Below are 23,930 nucleotides of genomic sequence, written 5' to 3'. Positions count from 1 at the left end.
TCAGTAAATTTAGATTTTCATAAACAGAACGCAGGCATTGTGCCCACCAAATCCAAAAGTATTGCTCATGGCTACTTTTACATCTTTTTTCACAGCTTCATTAAATGTAAAATTAAGTCTGCTGTCGATATTTTCATCATCAGTAAAATGATTAATGGTAGGAGGAACAATACCATGAATAATAGTTCCTAAAGCAGCAATAGCCTCAATTACACCGGCAGCCCCTAAAAGGTGTCCTGTCATTGATTTTGTAGAATTAATCTGAATGTCGTAAGCATGCTCTCCAAGTAATCTTGAAATTGCGTTGGATTCTGCAATGTCTCCTAATGGAGTAGACGTACCATGCATATTGATATGGTCTACTTCATCAGCAGTTAACCCTGCATCTTCCAGGCAACTTTTCATTACCAGATAAGCTCCTAAACCTTCAGGATGAGGTGCTGTCATGTGATGTGCATCTGCACTCAGACCGCCTCCTTTTAATTCTGCATAAATTGTTGCGCCCCTTTTTACTGCATGTTCATATTCTTCAAGAATAATACATCCTGCTCCTTCACCCAATACAAAGCCATCTCTGTCTTTATCAAAAGGTCTTGAAGCTGTTTTCGGATCATCATTTCTTGTTGAAAGTGCCATCATAGCATTAAATCCGCCCACACCACTCGCTGTAACAGCGGCTTCAGAGCCACCACATACAATAACATCTGCTTTTCCTAATTGGATTAGCATTTTAGCGTCGATTAGTGCATTTGCAGAAGAAGCACACGCAGATACAGTAGTATAATTAGGTCCGTGGAAACCATACTCAATAGAGATGTGTCCAGGCGTAATATCCGCGATCATCTTTGGAATAAAGAAGGGGTTGAATCTTGGAATATCCGTATTCGCCCATCCTAAAACTTCTGTTTCAAAAGTTTCCAAACCACCGATCCCGGAGCCCCAGATTACACCAACTCTGTTTTTATCAACAGAATCTTCGATAATTCTGGAATGTTCTACAGCTTCTCTTGCAGCTACAAGCCCAAGCTGGGTATTTCGGTCCATTTTTTTTGCTTCTTTCTTATCGAAATGTTGCAACGGATCGAAATTCTTGACTTCGCAAGCGAATTTTGTCTTGAAGTTTGTGGCATCAAAAAGAGTAATCGGAGCTGCACCGCTCTCACCTTTAACAAGATTTCCCCAGTATTCCTTCGCATTATTTCCAATCGGTGTTATTGCTCCAAAACCGGTTACAACTACTCTTTTTAATTCCATAAACTTTTTAAATTTTCCTTTGTTGAAGAATATTATTTATTTACTACTTCTTCGATATAAGCGATAGCGTGCCCTACAGTAGTAATTTTTTCAGCTTGATCATCAGGGATTTGAATATTGAATTCTTTTTCAAATTCCATGATAAGTTCAACTGTATCCAGTGAATCAGCTCCTAAATCGTTAGTGAAGCTAGCTTCAGGAGTTACCTCTGTTTCTTCAACGTCAAGCTTATCAGCGATGATAGCTTTTACTCTTGATGCAATGTCTGACATAGTAAATTATTTTTTTAATTGTTAGATGGTGCAAATATATAAAATTCTTTACGATAAAACATTTTTTTAGTCTTTTTTGTGGATAGACTATCCGTATTTTATCAGGAGGGGATATAGTGTTTTCGTTTTCAGGTGTTTATAATTAGTATGCTCAGCAGAAGATGAAATTAATCATAGAGTGAACAACATGGTTTTGAAACTTATGCATTTATCCAGGTATGGAATTCCGTTCTTTTGATGCTGTATATTCAGCTTTTATTGTTATTCTGAGAGACTGAAGTTTTATAGAATAGTTGAGATTAATTAATCTGCAGTTTTTTAAATTCTAAAGGCTTCATTCCGGTTTGCTTTTTAAAAAGGCGGGTAAAATAAGATGCATTTTCAAATCCTAATTCATAGGCAATTTCTGAAACGCCTTTTTCACCCAGTCTTAAAAGGTTTTTAGCTTCTGAAATCAAAAAGATGTGGATTAGTTCCATGGCTGTTTTACCTGTTTCCTGTTTTAGAAGATCACTCAGGTATCTGGGGGAAACAGAAAGCTGGCTGGCCAATTGGGTGACATTGGGTAGTCCGCTATCCTTTTTTAAATGGCCATTATGGATATAATTTTTTAGAGCATCATTAAATCTTGATGCCATTTTTCCGGTGATCTGTTCCCGTTCTATAAACTGTCTTTTATAATACCGTTGTGCGTATTTCAGAATTGTTGAAAGGTGGCTTAATATAATCTCCCTGCTGTATTCATCAGGGTTGTTTCTATATTCATTACTAATCTTATCATGAAGTTCAATGATATTTTGCTCTTCCTTTGGAGAAAGGTGAAGAGCTTCAGTAACTTCGTAATCAAAGTAGCTGTATTGTTCAATAGCTTTATGCAGCTCATGTCCTTTAAGATAGTCTTCATGGATGAGCAACATGAATCCTTGTTCCTCGAACTCCAGGTCTCTCATCTCAATGACCTGCCTTGGTTTTGTAAAAAAAAGACAGCCATTGTCATGATCATAAGGTGTACGTCCGTACATAAAAATTCCGGATTTGATTTTCTTGAAGGCGACCATGTAACAGTCTGTGGTGAACTCCCGGTTTCCCATCGTGCATCCGGATAAGCATCCCACGATGCCCAAAAGAGGGTGCTGTGGAGCTTCCCAGTTGCTTTCTGAATGAAGTTCGGTAAGAGTATTATAATGTTTCATCAGATTTCAAAAAACTAATTTACAATAATCTGCAGACAGGATCTATCTGCAGATTATTGAATTTGTCAATTAAGAGGTACAATATATTATTAGTAGCCGTGTGCCCTAACGCTTACTTCTTTCCAGTTTTCAATATCTTCAAGGCGGTCTCTGTATACCTGATTCATTGTGTGGTATGCTATTTTGCCAAGCAGTAAACGTTTTGGTGGGTTTACGGAATCAATAATATCTACTATAGGTTGTATTGTAGCTTCTGGTTTTCCCCAGATGTCAGGATTATCTCCGGATTTGGCGAATTCTTCTCTTACAGGGTTGTAATCGAAAATATCAGATGGAGTTTGTACCGCCGAAGCTCCTGCCCAGTCTGTAGCATATCCGTTGGGCTCTATTAATGTCGTTTTGATTCCCAGATGGGCTGTTTCCGTTCCTATAGTTTCAGTTAATCCTTCAATTGCGAATTTAGAAGCATTATAGAGACCCAGTAAAGGTAATGTAGTCAAGCCTAGGAAGCTGGAAATCTGAATGATGTGACCACTTTTCTGTTTTCTCATTACTGGTAATACAGCCTGGGTTACCCATAGTGAACCGAAGAAATTAGTCTCCATTTGTTCTCTGGCTTGTTGTTCTGTAGTTTCTTCTACTGTCCCAAATAATCCAAAGCCGGCATTGTTGATCAGAACGTCAATACTTCCGAAGTGTTTTTCTATAGTATTTACAGTATCAAAAACATCCTGACGGTTGTTTACGTCCAGTTTTAATGGGAGAATCTGATCTCCATATTTTTTTTTAAGATCATCCAAGGCAGAAATATTCCTGGCAGTGGCTGCCACATTATCTCCGCGTTCTAAAAGTGCTTGTGCCCATAATTTTCCAAACCCTTTGGATGCTCCTGTAATAAAAATTGTTTTACTCATGATTTTGTATTTACATTATTTAAGGATACAAATTTATTGAGGGGAGGTGTAGATAACTAGCTCATTTCAGCTGAATAATAGCACAAAAATACATGCAATGGGAATGGGAATAAATGATTGTTTTAACAAAGTGCATTTGAGCTTTTTAACAAAATGAATGTTATCGGTTTGGTGGAACTTTGTCTCAATAAAATTTAAAATAAAAGACAATGAAAAAAGTTTGGTTTATAACAGGAAGTTCAAAAGGTCTTGGAAAAAGTCTTTTGGAAGCAGTATTATTACATGGAGATTACGTGGTGGCTACAGCCAGAAACCCCGAAATATTAAAAGGTTTATTAGAGGAATACTCTTCACAGTTATTATTAGTAAAACTTGATGTTCAGGTAAAGGAGCAGATTTATTCAGCGGTTAAGGAAGCGGTTGATCATTTTGGAAGAATTGATATTTTAGTGAATAATGCCGGTTTTGGAATTACAGGAGCTGCAGAAGCGTTTACTGATGAGCAGGTGAGAAGCCAGCTGGAAGTTAACTTATTTGCACCTATTGAGGTGACAAGAGCAGTATTGCCTTATATGCGTAAGCAACGATCCGGACATATTTTGCAAATAAGCTCAGTAGGAGGAAGAGTAGGGAATGCTGGCTTGTCTATTTACCAGGCGGCAAAATTTGGTCTCGCTGGTTTTTCAGAGTCTCTAAGCAAGGAAGTTTTGCCTTTAGGAATTAAAGTGACTTCTATTGAGCCCGGAGGATTCAGAACTGATTGGGCCGGAGCTTCTATGAGTTTTGCTAAAGATGTGGAGGGTTATGAAGAAACAGTAGGCAGCATCAAAGAATATTTAACTTCCGGAAAATTTCTTCCGATGGGTGATCCGGCAAAGGCTGCAAAAGTAATGGTTGACCTGGTTGATCATCCTTCACCACCCATGCATTTGGTTTTAGGAAGTGAAGCTGCAGCTATCCTTCAAAGTGCAGATCAAAACAGGAAGAAAGAATTTGAGCAATGGCGCGATGTAAGTATTTCAACCGATCATGATGAAGCGGTAAATGTGTTGCATTCGGAAGAAGGGAAACAGTTTTTAGCTAAAAAAGGAATTCGTTTGGATTAATGTCCAAATCTTCAATAAGTGCAAGAGAAATACTTGCACTTATTTATTAATTTATTCTGAAGATCCTTTATTATATTTGTAATGGAATGAAAACCACAAGACAAGATTACGGAAATATTGTGTATTCCTGTTATGTTCAGTTGAGCAGGCAGGGAGAGCATTTTGTATCCGATCATGTAATCAGCTATCAGGTTGCCGGAGATTTAATTTTAAGTGATGGGGTCAATGACTACCGATCCGAAAAAGGTTCCATACGTTTTCTGAAGCGCAATCAACTTTTAAAGTTTACGAAACAACCCCCTCCCGGTGGTGAATTCCAATCATTATCCATTCATCTGGACCAGCAGACCTTGCAGGATTTCAGTCTTGCTTATGATGTGGCTTCTGAAAAAAAATGTTCTACGAACTCTTTAGTTGTGTTTGACTCCAGCCCTCAACTGAAAACATATATGGATGCTCTGATGATGTACCAGAAGTCCGGGCAGCTTTCAGATCCACGAATGGTCGAACTCAAAATTAAAGAAGCAATTCTTCTGTTGCTTCAGGAAAATCCAGAATTAAAAGATGTTCTATTTGATTTTAATGAGCCTGGAAAAATAGATATTGAAGCGTTCATGAGTAAAAATTATCATTTTAATGTAAATCTCGACCGCTTTGCTTATCTCACGGGACGAAGCCTGGCTACCTTTAAGCGGGATTTTGAAAAAATATTTGGAAAAACTCCTGGAAAATGGCTCTTGCAAAAAAGACTTCAGGAAGCACATTATCTTCTTGCTGAAAAAGGAAGAATGGCTTCGGATATCTATATGGATCTCGGTTTTGAAGATCTTTCTCACTTCTCATTTGCATTTAAAAAACAGTATGGATTATCGCCGAGTAAAATTGGCGGATTTTAAGATAGAAAGCCTGAGTCTAATTGACTCAGGCCTTTTTAGTTAGTAATCACCGGAATTAAATACCAGTTATTTTTTTAATGCAAAAGGTTGTTTTACAATGAAAACAACCTTTTATACTAAATTCAGAGTAAGCTCTTTTTTATTCTTTAACCCATTTCACGGTTTTCTCTATATTTCTGGTTTTAATCTTAATAAGATAATCTCCTGTCATGAGGTGAGTTAAATTGAAAGTGCCGATTTTACCAGCATTTAATGTATTGTTCAATTGACTGAATGCCAGTCTTCCACTCGTATCATATATCATGATGTCATAATTTTCATTAGAGTTGGTAAACCTGATATTTAGAATTCCTTTACTTGGATTAGGATACACTACAAATGCATCTTTGGTTCCATTTACTTCATTGACAGCCAGATTCTGAGTAATGGTGAAGTTTACGGGATTGATATTATAAAATACATTACCTTGTCCCGCAACCATAATTCTGGCTTGTGTTGTATTTACATTAGGAATAGTAATTGTTTCTGTACCGTCGTTAGCGGTAGAAGCAACGATCGTCGTTGGGTAAGTAAGACCTCCGTCTGTTGAAAGTAAAATACTCACATTAGCGCAGCTCACGGGAGCAGCGGTCGTGTTTGCTACGTTCCAGGTAATGGTCTGGGTGGAGTTACCTGTCCAGTTTACGGCTGTCATAGGTGCTGTAACAGTGAACGGACCAGAATTTCCATCTACTGTTATAATGGCGTCATCATTAGCAACTCCGGCACAGCCTGCGTTATTATCCCTTACTGTTAATCTGAATTCCATAGTTCTTCCATATGAAGGCAGGATTTCCCCTTTGGTGGTAACGTTGTTGATTACGTCTGTAAGTTTTGGAAAGTATCTGTATGGAACTGTTACCGGTAAAAATGATCTGAATATAGCAGCATTACCTGTTGGTGCATTCCAGTTTCCTGCCGGTCCTACATCATTTTGTTCCCATGAATAAGTAAGCGCATTATTCTGCGCATCTGTAGCAGAACCTGTTAATTTAAACGGAGTTCCTTTAGGAATTGTGTAATCGTTTCCTGCATTCACCACAGGTGCTGTGTTGGTAACCGGAGTTGTTACCTGACAGCTTGTCGATTGAACTTTTGTAGTGATTGATTGAAATGATTTGGTATGAAAAGTAGGAATACTATTAGGTGCCAGATTATTGGTTGCCCCACAAATACCGGCATAAGCCATGATGGTAACACCACTTCCTGGTTCAACAGCATTGGAAGCGCTTCGATTACCCGCGCAACTTCCTGTTGTTGCATTGAATGTATGTGGCCCTCCAAACTGATGTCCTACTTCGTGAGCAACATAGTCTATATCATACGGATCTCCTACAGGATTAGAAGATCCGGTAATTCCGCTTCCTTTATTTCCTGTACTGCATATTACTCCTAATCCGGCAAGTCCACCACCTCCGGTACTGAAAGTATGTCCTATATCATAATTGGCATTGCCTATTAATGCATCAATCTGAGCCTGGCTTTCATCAATCAAAGTATATGCGTCATCATTACCTGTAAAAGGATCTGTTGTTGGATTTGTAAAGATGATATTAGTTTCATTGGGAATTAATATGAGCCTTACCGCAACCTCTTGTTCGTATACTCCGTTTACCCTGTTTACTGAGGTAACAATAGCTGAAAGAGTTTGAGCAACCGTGGGAGATGTTAATCCTGTTGCAGCTTGGGCATACTCACCGGTACAGGCTACTGCAAATCTGAAAATTCTAATTTGAGTACCTACGCTTGGAGTAACGCTTTTTTGTACGCTTTTTTTTTCAGGAACAATATCTTCGTCTTTGGTTGCACAAGTTCTTGGTTTTCTGTCAATCAGATCACTTTTTTTATAAATGATATAATTGTTGATGTTGTTTTTTGCGTAAGGATCAATGTAAGTATCTCCATTTACAATCGATTTTATCTGAGCATGAAATCCAAGCTCTGTAAAATCCAGCTTTATAGTAGCGTATTGATCGTCAACTCCTTGCCCTGTAAAGGTAACCAACTGTGGAAACTTCTGAGCAAGTTCGGGAGCCATCACTGAAGATTTCCAGATTTTAAATTTTGCTTTTGTACCATCTGGCATTGGAAGGACAATGATAGGTGCTTTGTCTTTAGGGTCATTGTCTTTTAGTTCAGGAACAGTACTGAAATAGCTCTTTATGCCATTGACATCCAGGCTGTACGTAAGGAACTTTTCAGGTTGTACCGTTCTGCTTTTAGGATCTGCTTTAATGGATCTTTCACTAATAGTAGTAAAAAAATCCTGTGCTTTCCCCAGGGAAATGGAAAGCATAAAGATTCCCAGATAAAATAATTGTTTAATTTTCATAATTTATATATTTAATTTTATGATGTTTCGGTTTTATTAGCTTTGTGGAAATAAAAAAAAATGAAAATCTCTATTAAATTAATTTTAATAATTCAAAATACAAATAACTATAAAATTAATTAAATATTTGGAATAATTATAAGGAAAATACAAAGAATTATCTAATCTGTTAATATCAGGTATTAAACTTGACACCTTTCCCGTTGCATTACTAAAAAGCCTCGCCATTATAATCAGAATCTGTCAAAACACTATTCATATAGCAAAGATTTCCGGCCTCTATTGTATTATTTGAATTATAAATTTAACACGACAAGTTCCGTCGCTACGCTATAATATATTTGTATTATATAAAATGTAAAAATTTGAAAATTAGCGACTAAAATCATGATGTAATTCATTTAAATCTTTTTAAAGTGAATTTAAATGCTAAAAAATGTTAAATTTGCAAGATTTTAAAATTAATAATTAAAACGGATGAAAAAAATCAAATTTCTATTACTGATAGTTTCAGTATTTTTATTCTTTGGATGTAGGCAGGAAAGTCTGTATGTTGATCAGGAATCTCAAAACAACACTTCTAAGAATTATGTAATCAATGGAGGAGAAATAAAAAAAGATGAAGTGCTCTGGTCAAAACTTTCAGGAATACAAACGCAACTTTTTGGAGCTAATCCTAAAAACAAAAGTAATGATCCTATTTTAGATGGAGCAGTTATTATGACAGATTATGCTGGAGTGATAGAAAAAAGTGGCACTACTACATACACATTCGAGGTTAATAGAATCTCTCCCTCTCAGGATATTGAAAATCTTGTAATAAGAAAAAAAACTGATGGAAGTTATTCGGGTTTCCTTATTCAATATCATCTTTCAAAACAGGAAATACAAACTTTCCAAAATGCTGCTAAACCTGAAGATATCAAAGGAAAAGTAAGTATTTACAAAATTAATGATCTTAATGTTAATTCAAATAATTCTAATAAAGGAAGTGGATACACTTACTCTGAATATATAGGATGTTTAGTTGTAAATTACGAAGTTATTCCTTGTGTAAGTTCTGACCATCATACTAATCCAAGTCAATGCGAACTAACAGGAGCATCAGCACCCCAGATTATTGTAATGTCTGTAGATGATACCCATTGTGTTCCATCAGGAACAGTTCCTGGAGGTTCAAATCCTGGAACAAGTCCTGGAGGCTCTAATGGAGGAGGTTCTGGAGGAGGTGGAATTACGGGAGGAGGAAATACCACGCTTCCTGAAAATCTTTATAACACATTTATATTTCAAAATTTTGGAGAAGCATATAACGTATGTGAAGCTAATGATGTTCAATGTCAAGAAAATAGACAGCTTAATATTCAGCTTCAAGCTTACCTACTGACCTTAAATCCAAAAGTGAGTATGCTGAGTGCTTATCTTTACACTTTTTTAACAATAAAAGGCTATTTTAAAATTAACGGTGGTGATGCTTTTCTTACTGAAAAGCTGAATCAACTGGCAGGTTGGTACAGGGATCCGGCAAATGCATCCATGTCTGGCATAGAGAAAGATAAATTTGTAAGTTGGGCACTTGAGTTTCTTATTCAAAATCCTGATACTAGTTGGGAACAACTTAAAACAAGATTAAAGGATCTAGATAATGCTCTAACACAAAACCCTAACTTACTCGTGGATATTCCTTGTGGTGAATTAGATGATTGGAAAAACGTAGCTAACCATCCTATTCCCCAAAGTATAAAAGACAAACTGAAAAGTATAAATAGTAATACAAATTGGTATCAGGATGAATTTACAATACAAAATCTAGACCTAGCTTCAGGTTCAAACATCAATATGGATCTATTTCCCATAAGAATAACAAATATGCCAATTAAACCAGGAACAAATCAAAAGTATACTCCTTCCGAGTTTTTTGACTTCTTTAGAAAAAATATAAATCAGTTTGCTGAAAGTTTCACCCCTATTGTAAATACCTCATATGGGATAAATGATACAGCCCTCTGGTTTTCAAACAATCCATTAGGAGCTTTAATTCATATTGAAATCCCTGGTGATAATGGAACTGTAATTTGTTCAGGCTACAATTCTCAGGCTTGGGTTTTCACAACAATTCAAGCACCATTGCATTTAGATGGCTTGCACCCTGTAAGTGGAAATAGATTATTTGGTTATTTTATAGATAATAATGGTTTTATGTATCTTTACACAAGAGGAGTTGATAGATTTACAAAGCCAATAGGTAATGCAACCATTACATATTTAACTCAAAACTTTGCTTTTTCAAAAGCAGATGAATTATGGAAAGGTATGCAGACTAAATTAGAGAATTATATTAATTCACCTCAAAATGGAGGATTGGCAAATAAGTTAGAGCCAAAAACATATAGGCCTGCTTATGCGAAGATTAAAAACTATTTAAAAAATAATGCCCCTATATCAAGTTTAGGATGCCCTTAACTCTTCAGTCTATGAAATTTATTGAAAATGTACCTAAGTTATTATTAGCAACAATTGTTTTTATTTTCACAAAAAATATTCTTCAAATATTTTTTGGAATAATTGTTAATTCGTCGAATAAAGAATACGATAGTTTAATTCTTATTAATCCTTTAAATTTCGTAAGTTCAACATTAAAATTTTATTTTTATTATTTTGCTTTATATGAAGTATTAATTATAGGTTTAAGCGTTTATTTACCTTTATATATTTGTTTATTTTTTATAATTAGAAAGTTCAGTAATACAATATCCCTACAAGTTTTATATTTACTTTTAATTTATAATGTTGCAATTATATTTTTTAATACTCAAATAGATTTCTTTTGTCTACTGATAGTTGGAATTTTGGGACTAGTAAATTGGTATATTTTTAATAAATATTTTAACTAAGTACGATTCTTATGAAAAAGTTTTTTTTATTTTTTTTTTTATTAGGCCTATTTTATTCAATAAATTCACAATTATTTAAAGAGCCTTATTATTTTATTGGTCCTGATGAAATGCACGTTTATAAACAATCTCATGACACATTATACACATCAACAACATTTTCTCTGCAATCTTTTGATGAAATTGATATAAATAAGTATAAAGGTCATTATAAAATATGGGATATAGCTGAAAAACAACCAGATTATTTAGTGGTAAAATTAGAAAGTCTTGATAGCATTCCATTAACAACAGACCATTACCCAATAGATAGATTTAGTATTTCAATTTATAAAAAGAAAAATATAAATGAGTATTCAATTATAAGGGATATTTCTCATTTAACAAAAGAAGCAATGATTAATTATAAGACAGATACAATTCAATTAGAAAATAATTTTGAAATGAGTCTCTATAAACTGTCATATATGAAAGAGTCACTAAAGTTAAAAAAAGTAAAAACAAAAGCTGATGCTGATAAAATTAATAATGAACTTAATAATCCTAAATATTTAACAATTATAGAGAATTATAAGGAACATAATAAATTACCAGACCCTTATGCTGCTATATTAAAAGCAACTTTAATTAATAAAGCTTGTTTAAATCTAGGGTATACACCAATTGGAGCAAGCTTTGCAATGGGTATTCTAAATTCGGATAAAAAAATAAAGGAAAAAGGAAATATAATTGAAGGATTTTATAAGAATCTAATTAAATAAATTATTTTTTGGATATCTAGATTAATATGAAGTAACCCACTGTGCTTTCCTGTTTTAATTATATAATTATCTTACTTAATATAAAACTACAATTGACCTTTACCAAATTGGTAAAGGTTTTTATTTCAACTTTTATCAAAAGCCTCTCAAAATTTAGATAATGCAAAGGGTAAATCATTAAATATGGACTTATTTTCTGTTAAAATATCTAATTTACCCAATAAGCCTGGTACTACTCAAAAATTTACACCAAAGGAATTTTTTGATTATTTCAGGCTACATCTTAATTTCGCGGAAAAGTTTACGCCTGTTGTAGATACAAACTTAGTGGTTAATGATACTGCATTGTGGAATTAAGCAAATCCTTTAAATGCACTCATCAGTATTTATATTCCAGTAATAGTAGGTCATAATAACGGTACAGTAATATGCTCTGGAGTGAGTACTAATGCGTGGGTATTTACAACAATTACAAGTCCATTGGATAGTGAACATCCAGTGTCTGGTTATAGATTCTTTAGTTATTATATGTCAGGTCAAGATATGTATATTTACACAAGAGGTGTTGATAGAGTAAATTTACCTATTTTTAATGCATTTTCCACCAGAAAAGAATCCTGCTTTTAATGGAGCTGATGAACTTTGGAAGGGAATGCTAACTAAGCTAAAGAGATTTGTAAAAGATAATGGAGCTACAATCATGCCACCAAAAACATACAGACCAGATTGGGTTAAGATAAAGGATTATATAAAAGGAAATAAATCATTAAGTTCATTAGAATGCAAATAATTAAAGAAATATTAAAAGTTGCTTTATTATCTATTTTAGTAGAATGCCAAATAATGAATTGTTTTCAAAATTCAACTTTAAAGTACTTTTAGAAAATATACCTGGATCAACTGTCGAAAGATTATCGGATGAAAGAATTTCAAGAATTATACATGAGCTCGTGGCTAATTAATAATAAAGTATGTCAAAAATCAATATTGAAGGTCATTTAGTAATTACTTATGAATATATCCCATATAAAGAAATCTACTGGGAGGAATTAAGCCAATTGGTAATTGAAAAATATGGAAATGTTATCATTGATGGTTTTGAGAAAGTTGATGAATTTCTAAATGATTGCTTTTTATATTTTACAAAAAAAATTGAAGAAATCATTTTCGATATTGATAATTTCAAATTTTACTGCTATGTTTTCAGATTACATGAAGATTCCTTAAAACTTATGTTAAAGGAAAGAACTGGAGAATTAGATCTTTTCAATTTAATTGATGAATATCATTTTGCTGCATATCGCAGAATTTTGAAAATAATTCTCGAGCAAGGTTGTAATGTTGATATGGAATGGGGTACACTAAATGAAAGACTAGTAGTGCATTATGATGAAACTATTCAAAGATTATTTTATCTTGGAATGTGGTTATATAATTTAGCGGATAATATTGCTTTTCATAGAATGTTAAATGGTGCATATTTTATAAGTTTTGCAGAAAATGATATTATAATCAATTGGAAAAATAATTATGGAGCATTATATCAGCATTTAATGTCTTTTTTCTCGAAAGGTTACGAAACTGGAATAGTTGATGACAACGGGGTTATTGAATTGAAGCAGAAACTTGAAGAATGTTACGGAATAAATTATGATCAAGCATTTGGTATCACTTTTTACATAAAAAATCTTTTTTCTGCCAATACATGCCAAACTATTGAACCTCATGTTTTACCTGAAAATTTGAAATTGATATTTAATAATTTAGATGATTCTGATAGTAAAAATATTTACGAAGGTCTATCATTGTCAAAAAGGAATTGCTTATCTATAAAAGAAACAATATTAAAACCTTATGCTACAGAACGTTTTCTTTATAGACCTTTTTTAATATATAATATTAATAATGAAAAACGACTCTTAACCTCTGAAGATAAATTCTCAGAATCAATTTATGTTTTATCAACGAACGCTATTCAATGGAATACATTAAATCTCGAATGGAGAGAAAATAAATGTCTTCAAAAATATATCAGTAAAAAAGGAAATGAACATGATAAATTATTAGAAGATAGAATCGAACAATACTTAAAGTCCAATAATATATTGTTTGCAAGAAATATTAAAAGCCTTAAAACATCAACAAATAATAATGTCAATATTGACAATAGTGTTTGTGGAGAAATAGATTTTATATTTATTGACGAAATAAGAAAAGAAGTTATTGTTGCAGATTCAAAATATAATAAAGCTAGATATGAAGCTGTTGGATTTAGACAGGATTTTACAAATTTTGTAAAAAAGTATGAACCTCAATTACAAAGAAAAATTGATTGGATTAACAATAACATTTCAATTTTAAATCAACATTTCATTAAAATTTTAAATAATTCAAATATAGATTTTACAACTTACAATGTAAAAGGGATGTTTCTAATAAATACTCCAACATTTTATATGTTTTGTAGCAGCTATTTGACTATTGCTATTGAAAATTTTGAACGCTACATTAAAGGAAAAAGTGTATATCCTGATATTACTATGGAGTTTGAGCCTGGACAATTCAAAACTTATAAATATCCCTACTTTAAAATTGGAAATTAATAGCAAGAGTAATGAAATATAAAAAAGACTTTATTATTTACTTTAAGAATAAACCTAAAGTGTAACAGTAGAATTAAGTTTAAATTATGAAGCACAGTATAGATGAATTTTAAAGTAATAAATCATGTTGAAAATGAACTTTATGTGTTAACCGTATTACTTGAATATTATCAAAATTTAGAAAATGAAGAAAAAATTTCAGAGATAATCAATTTGTTGGAGAAATACAAAGTTGAATATGCTAATCAGGATTTTAATAGGAGAATAGATTATACAAAAAATGGGGGGACTTTTACAAATTTTATTATAACAGCAAAGGAAAAAATTGATAAAAATATTGCTGAAATAGAAAAAATGAGAACTGAATTATTAGAATTGGATGAAGTAGAAAAAGAATCTGGTTTTTCAAATTATAAAAATGTTAATACTATTGAGTTATTTCCTATGGGACGCTTCCAATTTCCAAAGGATAAAATAGATTTGTTTTTTGAAATATTAGAGATAGACAATGAAAGATTAAAAATCCAGTTAAAAAATATGTTTGGACGATTTATCCCTGTTATAAATTGTTATCAGTTGAAAATTGAAAAAGAAGGTCCTTTGAATGGTAATTTGGAATATAAAGGCATAGATAGTTACAGAAATATGTATAGAATTAGGAATGAAATGTTTAAGAATAAGTTCTATCGTGTTGAATTAAAAGTCCAATAATACTATCATATATTAATTACAATATTCAGTATAATCTTAAATATGAAAAAAAATCTCCCATTATTTTATAATAAAAAACCAATAGATTTTATTGAAAAATTTGATAAAATAAAGGTGTTTGGAAAAATAAAATCTAATGTCAAGTCTATAAATGGAGTAGATGATGTTATTTTTAAAAGAGAAAATAATGAATTTAGTTTTGAATTTGATGAGTTAAAGTTAAACATTAAAAAAAATACCTATGATTTAGGGAATATTATTAAAAAAGGTTCTTTTTTATCAGGTAAATTACATCTTAAATTTGAGAATCTTTTTTTAGGAAACTTTGTAAAAGGATTCACAAACAATATCTATGAAAAGTCATTTTCAAAATCGAAATTACAATATTTTAAATTTATTATTCCTTTAGAAAACAAGATAAATTTTAATTATCAACTAGCTCCATTTTTTTATAAGGATGAGTTTAGTGATTGGTCAAGTGTAGGATTTAGTATTGAGGTAGAAGACGAGAAAATTTTTGTACAGCAAAAGGAAATTAAAAAGGGAAAAACTCAAAAATGTTACCTAATATTTGAATCTAATAAAAAACAGGCTTTTAGAGAGTTTTCCAAAAAAATATTTGCCTTGAGAGTTTCACTAGGATATATTATAGGGAATTTCGCTGGAAATAGAGGGTACTTTTTTTCTTATGGTAATATAGAAAGAAAAAATTTTAATAGTTTTTGTTTTGAAACTCAACGTGGAGAAATTAAAAATTTTATGCAACCAATAAATAGAAATCCTTATGCTTGGTTAACTACTATAAATAAAAGAAAAGCAGAGTACATATATAAAAAATATAAGCTTAGAACATTGTCAATTGCTGAATTTTCAAAATTATATAAGATAACATTAGAGAATGATGATTTTTTAGCAATTCTACTATTGATGCTTGAATCAAGTGAATCAAGTTTGTTACTCAGACCAGCAGGATATTCAATAATTTTAGAGTCTCTATCTTCTATTATAGTTGGACGTGAGGATGAGAAATTAAATCCTATTATATCAAAAGCGGAAGCTAAAAAATTTAGGACGGAATTATTAGAGGTTTTAAAAAATTATGAGAATAATAAATTTTTTAAAGATAACAAAACCTTAAAAGTAAGACTTGATAATATTAATCAAGTCACCAATAAAGAAAAGCTGGTATTACCGTTCAAAATACTTAAAATTAATTTGTTAGATGAAGATATAAAAATTATTAACTCACGAAATGATTTTTTACATGGACGTATCCCTGACTATAGGAATTTAGGTTTACATAGAAATATTAATGAAAAAGATAGGGATATGTATTATGCATCAGTTCGGTTTTATACAATTATAAATATGTTAATTTTAAAGTTTATTGGATACGATGGATATGTATTGAATTTTTCTAAGATTTTTGAAAAAGAAACTACCTACATTGTAAGAGAAGATTACTACAGAAAGGTTAGTGATTAAACACTTTTTTTTCAGTGTAAATATTTACTATTTTATTATTGAAGAAAATAGCCTTGATGATTTGTTTAATGTTTATTATTGATATTTGTCAAAAATATAGGGGAAAATACGTATTGATATTCCCTATATTTTTTTTATAATTGTTAAAATAGAAATAATAACCTGAAAGAACAAAATAACAAATGCTGGATCAATCTTTCTCATCAAAAGCCTTTTATGAAATTTTTGACATGGAAAATCGTAAAGGTGTCAATATCGAAAAAAGATTTCAAACAAACTTTGCGCGATCGATAGTAAAAACAGAAGAATTAAAAGCTATTGGAAAACAAATTCAGAATGAAACTGATTTAGATAGGAAGAAAATTCTATATAAGGATAGAAAAGAAATTAAAAAATCAAGGGAGATAATTTTATCCGAAATTTTAGAAACTATTTCTGAAACAACAAAAAAGCATAAAATCAATTTAACAATAGGTAAAGTGCATGGTAAAAGAACCTACTTATTTGAGGAAAATGCTGAGAATTTTTTTATTTCGAAAAAAATTCAGAAAAATGTAAACAGTACTTATGATGTAAAACAAGCTTCGAGGTATTCGATTTTAAATGAGTTACTAAATTTACTTGAAGATAAGTTTCCTAAGTATGTTATAAGAACAGATATTAAAAGTTTTTATGAGTCGATACCTCAAAAATTGCTTTTACAAAAAATTAATGAAGATTATCTTTTAAGTATCAAGACTAAAGACTACATAAATCAAATATTTGATAGTTATAATTCCTTGACAGGTCAGAGAAATAAAGATACAGCTAAAGGAGTTCCTAGAGGAATTGGTATAAGTGCTTATCTAGCCGAATTATTTATGAGAAGAATAGATAATAGAATTAGGGAACTTGATGATGTAGTTTATTATGCTCGTTATGTTGATGATATAATAGTTGTTTTTATTCCAGAAAAGAATCATGGAAATGTTTATTTTAGAGAATATCTAAAACAGATGAAAAGCATCATAAAAGAAGAGGCTGGAGATGATTTTAAAATCAATGATGAAAAAACAAATGAATACAATTTAATTGATGGGATAAAATCAATTACACTCGAAGAACATCATTATCTAGATAAGGTTTACAAAAAAAAGCAAAGTAAAGTAAATCCAAAGTTCATTAATTTTTTAGGATATAAAATTGGAACAAAAGAAAAAATATACAAAAAGACCGAAAATCAAAATGGTGGTATTGTAGAAGTTGCAGATGGTAAGGCGTTGCATGAATTGTGTATTCAATTATCTGAAAATAAGATTAAAAAATATAACGAAAAGATAAGATTATCCTTTAATCATTTTAATAAAAAGAAGCACCATGACAGAAAGTATGCTTTAAAACTATTATGTGCAAGGTTAAATTATTTAACCTCCAATACCAAGCTACGGAATAATAAAGATAAAGTTTTTGTTGGTATTTATTATTCTAATCCCTTTTTAAATAGTATGAGTTCACTAGAATTGCTACAAAATAGGATAAAGTGGTTTATAGCAAGAAGTGGTCTTACCATCGAGGAGAAAATTAAAGTAGAACGATATTGTTTTATAAAAGGTTTTAAACATAAAAAATTTTATTTAACTCCATTGAGTAGCAAGAAATATAAAAATCATAATTGTAAAAGAACCAATGTAAATAATAGAGCTAACACTGGAATTTTGCAATTCGGTTTAAGTGAAATTAATTCAATTTGGAAAGTATGAAAAAAAGTTTAGCTAAAAATATTGGGTATAAAAAAGAAAGAGTTGTATTGTCCGATATTCTGCCTTATGAAGTTCCACCATTTTTCTCTAACCGATACTTTTATAATTTTTTAATAAACAATAAAATTTGTCTTATCAATAATGAATTGCGATTTAAAAAAGACAATAATTCTATTTTAGAGAAACTTGTAGCCATTGTTTTCGGCATTGCCCCCAATAAAAAAAGCAATAAAAATAAACCTACTTATGATTATTTTAAATTAGATTTAGACAAATCCTTAGTTACAATACCTTTTAAATTTAGAATTGCACATAAAGATACTGATTTTAGAGAGCTTACAGTTATTCATCCAATAAATCAACTTTCTTTGGTTGAGTTTTATGATAAATATAAAAGTTCAATCTTATATAGTAGTACTATAAGCCGGTTTTCTTTAAGGAGACCAGATCGGGTATCTTCATTAAAATATTTTAAAGATTCGACTAACAGTTCAAAAAGAGCCAAATATTCAGAAGTTGAAATTATTGAAACAAGTGACAAAGAATATACAAGTCTTAAAACATATTTTTCATATAAGATTTTTAGTAATATTCATAAATTTTATGAATCTTTTGAATATCATAGAGCAGAAAAAAAATTTGATAATTTATTAAAATTTGATATTTCAAGATGTTTTGATAGTATTTATACTCATACTATGCCTTGGGCTCTTTTTAATAAAAGAATAGTGAAAGAAAACCTTAGCCCAAATAAAGATTCATTTGGAGGAAAGTTCGATAAAGTAATGCAGCAGATGAATTATAATGAAACTAATGGGATTGTTATTGGTCCAGAATTTTCAAGGATTTTTGCAGAATTGATTTTGCAAAGGATTGATAAAAATGTCGAAAAAGAACTGTTTAACAAAGGATTTAAGTATAAAGATGATTATGATGTTTTTAGATATGTTGATGACTTTTTTGTTTTCTATAATGATGAAAATATTAAAAAAGAGATTTTAAGTATCTATAAAACGAAACTTCAGGAATATAATTTATATTTTAACGAATCAAAAACTAAAATTCTTCCAAAGCCAATTATTACAAATATTACAATTGCAAAAGAAGAAATACGGAAATTAATAGAGCATTCTATGATTTTTCAACTTTATGATGGGGAAATAAAAAATCAAATTGGAATAAAATATTTTAAAGCCAGTGATATTATAACAAATTATAAAGTTTTACTTGCAAATACAAATACAAGTTACAAAGATCTCCAAAATTATTTTTTATCTGTTATATTCAGAAAACTGAAAGCTATGATTAATAAGTTTCAAAATGAACAAGAAACCTTATTAGAATTTTATAGTCATAAAAGAATGGTTTTAAATCAATTGGAAAACGATGATAGCGATGATTTAGATAAGGAGTTAGAATCGGTTTTAGAAAACATAAAGCTTCAAGAAAAAAAGATTAAAATATTTCATAAACAATTGTTTAATAATTTTAATGAAATAATAGATTTAACCTTTTTTATTTATTCTGTTTTACCTAGAGTCACACATTCTATTAAAGTATGTCATATATTATTTAGAATTATTGATTTCGTTAAGAATCAGGAAAAGACAAAGCAAGTTTATATTTCTAAATTAACTGGAGCGTATTCAAGCGAAATGAAATATTTTGCATTTGATTTTGATAAAAAACATGAACTATTTAAAAAAATTTATGATGGAATATTGATTGTTTTTAAGAAAAGTGCTTCTTCTGAATATGCCGAAATTGAAACTTTATACCTTTTGCCAATTATTAATGAGTTAGGTCAAAAGCATTATAATCTCGAAGAAAAAGTTTTAGAAAAACATTTTAATATTTCTAAATTTGATATTAAAAACAAGAAAATATTAAACTCAAAATTGAATTATTTTACAATTATATCATTATTAAATCATATCCAAAGAGAACCTAGATATAATATAATAAGAAAGGATTTACAGGATATTATTTTGAAAAAATTTGCTAAATTTGAAAATAATAAAGCGGAAGATATTTTTTTACTCATAGATATTTTAACTTGCCCGTATATTGCAAGTACTGATGCTGAGGTTAAAAATTTTAGAAAGAAAATATTAGATCAAATTAGATTTTTTGATAATAATACAACTACAAGTGAGAAAGATATTATTGTTGATAATTTAGAGAAAAATTATCCTAACTGGTTTTACAGCTGGAAAGGTAATGATATAGGTATTGAATTAAACACTAAAAGGGGGCATAGTGTTTACTAAGAATATGGAGCAAGTAATTAGGTAGCTAATTATAACTCTTAAAAGCCTTGAATTTTTAGTTGAATTTGGTAACTAACACACACAAGCTCCAATAAAACTTTAATAGTTTTTAAGGGCAGGGGTAGAGTCTCTGTCCTATTTTTTTTAATGAAGATTTAGGATTTAAATTTCACCGTACAATAATCGTACAATTAGTAAAAATAAAAAACCTTAAACTGTTAATTTTTAACAATTTAAGGTTTTGTTTTTGTGGAGTTGGAGGGATTCGAACCCTCGTCCAAACAAGCAATACATAAGCTTTCTACATGCTTATTCTACTATTGGTTTTCGACTGGAGGCAGAGAGCAGACACCCAACTTCCAGCTTATCTTCTGAGGTTTTCGAGTTTTAGCCAAAGCATCTAAAACCTTATTTCTGCATTCCTATATCCCAGGATCAAACGCCGCAGAACAGAGCATTTGTGGAATATCTTGCTTCCCTACTAAAATCTTCGGGAAAGCGCTTGAATCTACTAAACTTCGATATTAAGCTGCAAGAGCGAACTCTTCGTTGCCAGTTAAAATTTTGTAGCAAGGGATTATAGAGATCGCGCTACGGTTCTCTGCATGCTTACTTACCCATTGATCTTGCTGTCGAAACCAGTCAACCCCATGAATAAAGTGAGTGCAAAGATACTACTTTTTGTTTAAATAAATTTCATATTCATAAACTCTATTGTATGAGAAATGCCGGAAATTTTTCCGGCACTGTAATATATTTTAATAAAGTTATACAGATTAATACTGTTCAAATGCGAGTACATACATCTCATTATCCGGGCCTGCACCATTTGCATAATTATTAAAACCATAAAAATTTCCTGCTAATAAGTCATTGCTTCCCGGTACTACGCCACTGCCTGTGGAGATCTGATATTGATACCCCCATGAATTATTCCAAACTCCATTGGAGAGACTTCTGGACCACGTGTCCCAGTTTGCTGTAGTAAAGGTAACTGATTGTTTGCCTCCATTTGTACTGTTTCCAAACCATAGCTCATTTGCATAGTAGGTGATTGTAGCTGCAGGTGCTGACAGTAATCTTACTTCAAGATAAGTAGATCCGGAAGTTGTTGCAAATCTGAACTCCATATTCATAGAAGGAACCTTGAGTGTTGGTTTATCATATCCATTGGTGTCAAGATTTCGACCTCTGTATTTTACTTTAGTCAATACGGTACCTTCCGTTTCTGAAACTACATTCAATTGGCCCCATTTTGTTCCGTCATTTAAATAGAGACCAGGAGATAGTCCGTTTACAGAAGCTGTATTATAAACTACCATTCCGGCTACATGTGCAGTAAGAGGAGCGGGCTGGGAGGTGGCTGTTAAAGCAACCCGGGGAGGTAAAAGTCCTTTGTTTGCCGAATTTACATCCAATACGGCATTAGTATTGGGATTTGTTGTATTAATGCCAACCTGTGCAAGGGTTATTACAGGAAATGTCAAAGCAAAAACTAAAGGCAAAGCTTTTAAGGATAGATAATTTTTCATGTTTTTTGTTATTTAAACTGTGTTTTTAAAATCGTATATCCCAAAGGTATGAAAAATGTATGCAATTCTGAAACATGAGTTATTTTAAATTAAAAGAAATAAATTTTGCATATTAATAAAAAAATATCTACTTTTGCAATCCAAAATGAGATGTAAAGTATGTTAATAATTCCTGTAAAAGATGGTGAATCCATCGATAGAGCACTAAAAAAATATAAAAGAAAATTTGATAAAACTGGAACAGTTCGTCAATTAAGATCGAGACAACAGTTTGTTAAGCCTTCTGTAACTTTGAGACAAGCTAGATTAAAAGCGGCTTATAAACAAAGAGCGTTAAGCAAAGAGGAGCAAGCTTAAGAAATTTTTCTTAAACAAATATTAAATTCACTTCTTAAATATACTTATATTTGAGGAGTGAATTTTTTATATTATATGTAATCCATGATGCTGAATAAATTTTTAGAATATTTACAATTCGAAAAGAGGTATTCACCTCATACTATTACAAGCTATAAAAAAGACCTGGAAGATTTTTCTTATTTTTTTCTCAAAACAGAATCTTCCGATGATATTTCCAAAGCCGATAAAAGGGTAGTCAGGAATTTCATAGTGGCACTAAGTGAAAATAATATATCCAAGAGGAGTATTAACCGAAAGCTTTCCTCTCTTCGAAGTTTTTATTTTTTTCTTTTAAAGATCGGTGAAATTACTGTTTCGCCCACTGAAAGTATTTCCTCTCTTAAGTTTTATGCCGAAAAACAAATTCCTATTTCACAAGAAGAAATGGAGGTGCTTAATAATACCATTTTTGAAGAGCCGCATGATATTCTTGATCAGTGTATCATAGAAGTTCTGTACCAGACCGGAATCCGTAAGTCCGAACTTTGTGGCTTGATATTTGAGAATGTAAACTTAGATGGAAATGAGTTGAAAATTATAGGTAAAGGGAACAAAGAAAGATATGTTCCCATATCTGAAGATTTGACTGTTTTATTAAGAAGTTATTTAACATTAAGAAAACCTCTCGATGAGTTTCAGAACTGTTTTTTCGTTAATAAGAAGGGGAAAAAACTCACGGAAAAATTTGTTTATGTAGTCGTAAATAAGTACCTTAGTCTTATAACTTCGAAGCAAAAAAGAAGTCCCCATATTCTAAGACATAGCTTTGCTACACACGTTTTGGATAATGGGGCGGAGATCTCAAAAGTAAAAAAAATATTAGGACATTCGAGTCTGGCCAGTACGCAGGTGTATACGAATGCTAATATAGAACAATTGAAAAAAGTGTTTAATCAGGCTCATCCTAGAGCGTCTAAAAAAGAAGAATTATGAAGATCACAGTACAATCAATTGGTTTAACTCCACACGAACCATTGGAATCACACATCGAAAAAAAAGTAAGCAAACTTGAAACGTTTTATGACAAAATTCACGAGTGCAAAATCTTCCTGAAGGTTGAAAATAATTCGGATAAATCAAATAAAACTGCTGAACTTATTTTGGCGGTTCCAGGTGACGATATCGTAGTAAAAAAGACGGCTGTAAGTTTTGAAGAGAGTTTGGATCTTTGTGTTGATACTGCTAAGAAGCTATTAATCAAGAAAAAAGAAACAGCTTAGAAAAAAAGTTTAAAATAATCGCGTAAAAATTTGAGAATTCAAAAAATCCGTTCTATATTTGCACTCGCAAAAAGGGAACAGTGATCTTTTGAATTCTTTTTTTAAATGCCTCCATAGCTCAGTTGGCCAGAGCACGTGATTTGTAATCTCGGGGTCGTGGGTTCGAATCCCTCTGGAGGCTCATTTAATATAAACTAGGGAAGATTCCAGAGTGGCTAAATGGGACTGACTGTAACTCAGTTGCTTCGGCTTCGCAGGTTCGAATCCTGCTCTTCCCACTGTTTATATTGAAAAAAAACTTGCAGATTTA

The 23,930-nt window shown here is 31.4% G+C and carries 20 protein-coding genes, 2 tRNA genes and 1 other RNA gene; 16 read left to right on the top strand and 7 right to left on the bottom strand.

Going from position 1 to position 23,930, the window contains the following annotated elements:
- Positions 1 to 9 precede the first annotated feature (9 nt).
- From fabF to ACNFU2_RS11435, 4 genes are all read right to left on the bottom strand, one after another.
- Positions 10 to 1,254, bottom strand: a complete 1,245-nt coding sequence (gene fabF / locus ACNFU2_RS11450; protein ID WP_172280707.1) for a beta-ketoacyl-ACP synthase II — start codon at positions 1,252 to 1,254, stop codon at positions 10 to 12.
- A 32-nt stretch (positions 1,255 to 1,286) separates the two neighbouring features.
- Positions 1,287 to 1,526, bottom strand: coding sequence for an acyl carrier protein (locus ACNFU2_RS11445; RefSeq protein WP_002976354.1), 240 nt, complete (start codon positions 1,524 to 1,526; stop codon positions 1,287 to 1,289).
- A 299-nt stretch (positions 1,527 to 1,825) separates the two neighbouring features.
- Positions 1,826 to 2,719 (bottom strand): helix-turn-helix domain-containing protein, encoded by an 894-nt coding sequence (locus ACNFU2_RS11440; protein ID WP_273649623.1) that lies wholly within the window; start codon positions 2,717 to 2,719, stop codon positions 1,826 to 1,828.
- 89 nt (positions 2,720 to 2,808) lie between these two features.
- Complete coding sequence (locus tag ACNFU2_RS11435; RefSeq protein WP_306614964.1) at positions 2,809 to 3,633, bottom strand: SDR family NAD(P)-dependent oxidoreductase; 825 nt, start codon at positions 3,631 to 3,633, stop codon at positions 2,809 to 2,811.
- Positions 3,634 to 3,842: 209 nt separating this feature from the next.
- Between ACNFU2_RS11435 and ACNFU2_RS11430 the strand changes: the two genes are divergently transcribed.
- Positions 3,843 to 4,739 (top strand): oxidoreductase, encoded by an 897-nt coding sequence (locus ACNFU2_RS11430; protein WP_411252046.1) that lies wholly within the window; start codon positions 3,843 to 3,845, stop codon positions 4,737 to 4,739.
- A gap of 86 nt (positions 4,740 to 4,825) precedes the next feature.
- Positions 4,826 to 5,635, top strand: coding sequence for a helix-turn-helix domain-containing protein (locus tag ACNFU2_RS11425; protein ID WP_172280699.1), 810 nt, complete (start codon positions 4,826 to 4,828; stop codon positions 5,633 to 5,635).
- 139 nt (positions 5,636 to 5,774) lie between these two features.
- Here the strand turns inward: ACNFU2_RS11425 and ACNFU2_RS11420 are convergent, their stop codons facing one another.
- The gene (locus tag ACNFU2_RS11420; protein ID WP_418121725.1) at positions 5,775 to 8,006 is read right to left on the bottom strand and encodes a reprolysin-like metallopeptidase; all 2,232 of its coding nucleotides are present in this window, start codon (positions 8,004 to 8,006) and stop codon (positions 5,775 to 5,777) included.
- A 477-nt stretch (positions 8,007 to 8,483) separates the two neighbouring features.
- On the opposite strand from ACNFU2_RS11420, the gene ACNFU2_RS11415 reads away from it, so the two are divergent.
- The 9 genes from ACNFU2_RS11415 to drt3b all read left to right on the top strand — a co-directional run bounded on the left by ACNFU2_RS11415 (position 8,484) and on the right by drt3b (position 20,469).
- Positions 8,484 to 10,469 (top strand): hypothetical protein, encoded by a 1,986-nt coding sequence (locus ACNFU2_RS11415; RefSeq protein ID WP_418121723.1) that lies wholly within the window; start codon positions 8,484 to 8,486, stop codon positions 10,467 to 10,469.
- A 442-nt stretch (positions 10,470 to 10,911) separates the two neighbouring features.
- Positions 10,912 to 11,661, top strand: coding sequence for a hypothetical protein (locus ACNFU2_RS11410; RefSeq protein ID WP_418121721.1), 750 nt, complete (start codon positions 10,912 to 10,914; stop codon positions 11,659 to 11,661).
- A 183-nt stretch (positions 11,662 to 11,844) separates the two neighbouring features.
- Positions 11,845 to 12,018, top strand: a complete 174-nt coding sequence (locus ACNFU2_RS11405; protein ID WP_418121718.1) for a hypothetical protein — start codon at positions 11,845 to 11,847, stop codon at positions 12,016 to 12,018.
- A 235-nt stretch (positions 12,019 to 12,253) separates the two neighbouring features.
- Positions 12,254 to 12,451 carry a hypothetical protein gene (locus ACNFU2_RS11400; RefSeq protein WP_418121716.1) on the top strand — a complete coding sequence of 66 codons (198 nt, stop codon included), beginning with the start codon at positions 12,254 to 12,256 and terminating at the stop codon, positions 12,449 to 12,451.
- 181 nt (positions 12,452 to 12,632) lie between these two features.
- Positions 12,633 to 14,264 carry a hypothetical protein gene (locus tag ACNFU2_RS11395; RefSeq protein WP_418121715.1) on the top strand — a complete coding sequence of 544 codons (1,632 nt, stop codon included), beginning with the start codon at positions 12,633 to 12,635 and terminating at the stop codon, positions 14,262 to 14,264.
- Between the two features lie 102 nt (positions 14,265 to 14,366).
- Complete coding sequence (locus ACNFU2_RS11390) at positions 14,367 to 14,975, top strand: hypothetical protein (protein WP_418121713.1); 609 nt, start codon at positions 14,367 to 14,369, stop codon at positions 14,973 to 14,975.
- Positions 14,976 to 15,017: 42 nt separating this feature from the next.
- Complete coding sequence (locus tag ACNFU2_RS11385; RefSeq protein WP_418121711.1) at positions 15,018 to 16,460, top strand: hypothetical protein; 1,443 nt, start codon at positions 15,018 to 15,020, stop codon at positions 16,458 to 16,460.
- A gap of 182 nt (positions 16,461 to 16,642) precedes the next feature.
- Entirely contained in the window at positions 16,643 to 18,199 is a 1,557-nt protein-coding gene (gene drt3a, locus ACNFU2_RS11380) for an antiviral reverse transcriptase Drt3a (RefSeq protein ID WP_418121709.1), read from the top strand.
- Positions 18,196 to 20,469 (top strand): antiviral reverse transcriptase Drt3b, encoded by a 2,274-nt coding sequence (drt3b, locus tag ACNFU2_RS11375; RefSeq protein WP_418121707.1) that lies wholly within the window; start codon positions 18,196 to 18,198, stop codon positions 20,467 to 20,469. Before drt3a ends, drt3b begins: the two co-directional genes overlap by 4 nt.
- 247 nt (positions 20,470 to 20,716) lie before the next feature.
- Here drt3b and ssrA read toward each other — a convergent pair.
- Positions 20,717 to 21,119: a transfer-messenger RNA gene (ssrA, locus tag ACNFU2_RS11370) on the bottom strand.
- 126 nt (positions 21,120 to 21,245) lie between these two features.
- Complete coding sequence (locus ACNFU2_RS11365; protein WP_418121705.1) at positions 21,246 to 22,001, bottom strand: hypothetical protein; 756 nt, start codon at positions 21,999 to 22,001, stop codon at positions 21,246 to 21,248.
- 159 nt (positions 22,002 to 22,160) lie between these two features.
- Here ACNFU2_RS11365 and rpsU point away from each other — a divergent pair, with 159 nt between their 5' ends.
- From rpsU to ACNFU2_RS11340, 5 genes are all read left to right on the top strand, one after another.
- A complete protein-coding gene (gene rpsU / locus ACNFU2_RS11360) occupies positions 22,161 to 22,358 on the top strand; it encodes a 30S ribosomal protein S21 (protein WP_172280693.1) in 198 nt (65 codons plus the stop codon).
- An 87-nt stretch (positions 22,359 to 22,445) separates the two neighbouring features.
- Complete coding sequence (locus tag ACNFU2_RS11355; protein WP_418124901.1) at positions 22,446 to 23,333, top strand: tyrosine-type recombinase/integrase; 888 nt, start codon at positions 22,446 to 22,448, stop codon at positions 23,331 to 23,333.
- A complete protein-coding gene (locus tag ACNFU2_RS11350; protein ID WP_172280691.1) occupies positions 23,330 to 23,620 on the top strand; it encodes an HPF/RaiA family ribosome-associated protein in 291 nt (96 codons plus the stop codon). Before ACNFU2_RS11355 ends, ACNFU2_RS11350 begins: the two co-directional genes overlap by 4 nt.
- Positions 23,621 to 23,727: 107 nt before the next feature.
- Positions 23,728 to 23,801, top strand: a tRNA-Thr gene (locus ACNFU2_RS11345).
- Between the two features lie 16 nt (positions 23,802 to 23,817).
- A tRNA-Tyr gene (locus ACNFU2_RS11340) sits at positions 23,818 to 23,898 on the top strand.
- Positions 23,899 to 23,930: the final 32 nt, after the last annotated feature.

The sequence above is a fragment of the Chryseobacterium sp. PTM-20240506 genome (assembly GCF_048296755.1).
GTDB classification, from domain to species: domain Bacteria; phylum Bacteroidota; class Bacteroidia; order Flavobacteriales; family Weeksellaceae; genus Chryseobacterium; species Chryseobacterium proteolyticum.
Note: the sequence above shows the minus strand (reverse complement) of the source record. Positions and strands in the feature narration are given on the sequence as shown.

What these genes read in the sequence shown, in the direction of transcription:
- fabF (WP_172280707.1), bottom strand. Translation starts at nt 1,254, where the DNA reads ATGGAATTAAAAAGAGTAGTTGTAACCGGTTTTGGAGCAATAACACCG.
- ACNFU2_RS11445 (WP_002976354.1), bottom strand. Translation starts at nt 1,526, where the DNA reads ATGTCAGACATTGCATCAAGAGTAAAAGCTATCATCGCTGATAAGCTT.
- ACNFU2_RS11440 (WP_273649623.1), bottom strand. Translation starts at nt 2,719, where the DNA reads ATGAAACATTATAATACTCTTACCGAACTTCATTCAGAAAGCAACTGG.
- ACNFU2_RS11435 (WP_306614964.1), bottom strand. Translation starts at nt 3,633, where the DNA reads ATGAGTAAAACAATTTTTATTACAGGAGCATCCAAAGGGTTTGGAAAA.
- ACNFU2_RS11430 (WP_411252046.1), top strand. Translation starts at nt 3,843, where the DNA reads ATGAAAAAAGTTTGGTTTATAACAGGAAGTTCAAAAGGTCTTGGAAAA.
- ACNFU2_RS11425 (WP_172280699.1), top strand. Translation starts at nt 4,826, where the DNA reads ATGAAAACCACAAGACAAGATTACGGAAATATTGTGTATTCCTGTTAT.
- ACNFU2_RS11420 (WP_418121725.1), bottom strand. Translation starts at nt 8,006, where the DNA reads ATGAAAATTAAACAATTATTTTATCTGGGAATCTTTATGCTTTCCATT.
- ACNFU2_RS11415 (WP_418121723.1), top strand. Translation starts at nt 8,484, where the DNA reads ATGAAAAAAATCAAATTTCTATTACTGATAGTTTCAGTATTTTTATTC.
- ACNFU2_RS11410 (WP_418121721.1), top strand. Translation starts at nt 10,912, where the DNA reads ATGAAAAAGTTTTTTTTATTTTTTTTTTTATTAGGCCTATTTTATTCA.
- ACNFU2_RS11405 (WP_418121718.1), top strand. Translation starts at nt 11,845, where the DNA reads ATGGACTTATTTTCTGTTAAAATATCTAATTTACCCAATAAGCCTGGT.
- ACNFU2_RS11400 (WP_418121716.1), top strand. Translation starts at nt 12,254, where the DNA reads ATGCATTTTCCACCAGAAAAGAATCCTGCTTTTAATGGAGCTGATGAA.
- ACNFU2_RS11395 (WP_418121715.1), top strand. Translation starts at nt 12,633, where the DNA reads ATGTCAAAAATCAATATTGAAGGTCATTTAGTAATTACTTATGAATAT.
- ACNFU2_RS11390 (WP_418121713.1), top strand. Translation starts at nt 14,367, where the DNA reads ATGAATTTTAAAGTAATAAATCATGTTGAAAATGAACTTTATGTGTTA.
- ACNFU2_RS11385 (WP_418121711.1), top strand. Translation starts at nt 15,018, where the DNA reads ATGAAAAAAAATCTCCCATTATTTTATAATAAAAAACCAATAGATTTT.
- drt3a (WP_418121709.1), top strand. Translation starts at nt 16,643, where the DNA reads ATGCTGGATCAATCTTTCTCATCAAAAGCCTTTTATGAAATTTTTGAC.
- drt3b (WP_418121707.1), top strand. Translation starts at nt 18,196, where the DNA reads ATGAAAAAAAGTTTAGCTAAAAATATTGGGTATAAAAAAGAAAGAGTT.
- ACNFU2_RS11365 (WP_418121705.1), bottom strand. Translation starts at nt 22,001, where the DNA reads ATGAAAAATTATCTATCCTTAAAAGCTTTGCCTTTAGTTTTTGCTTTG.
- rpsU (WP_172280693.1), top strand. Translation starts at nt 22,161, where the DNA reads ATGTTAATAATTCCTGTAAAAGATGGTGAATCCATCGATAGAGCACTA.
- ACNFU2_RS11355 (WP_418124901.1), top strand. Translation starts at nt 22,446, where the DNA reads ATGCTGAATAAATTTTTAGAATATTTACAATTCGAAAAGAGGTATTCA.
- ACNFU2_RS11350 (WP_172280691.1), top strand. Translation starts at nt 23,330, where the DNA reads ATGAAGATCACAGTACAATCAATTGGTTTAACTCCACACGAACCATTG.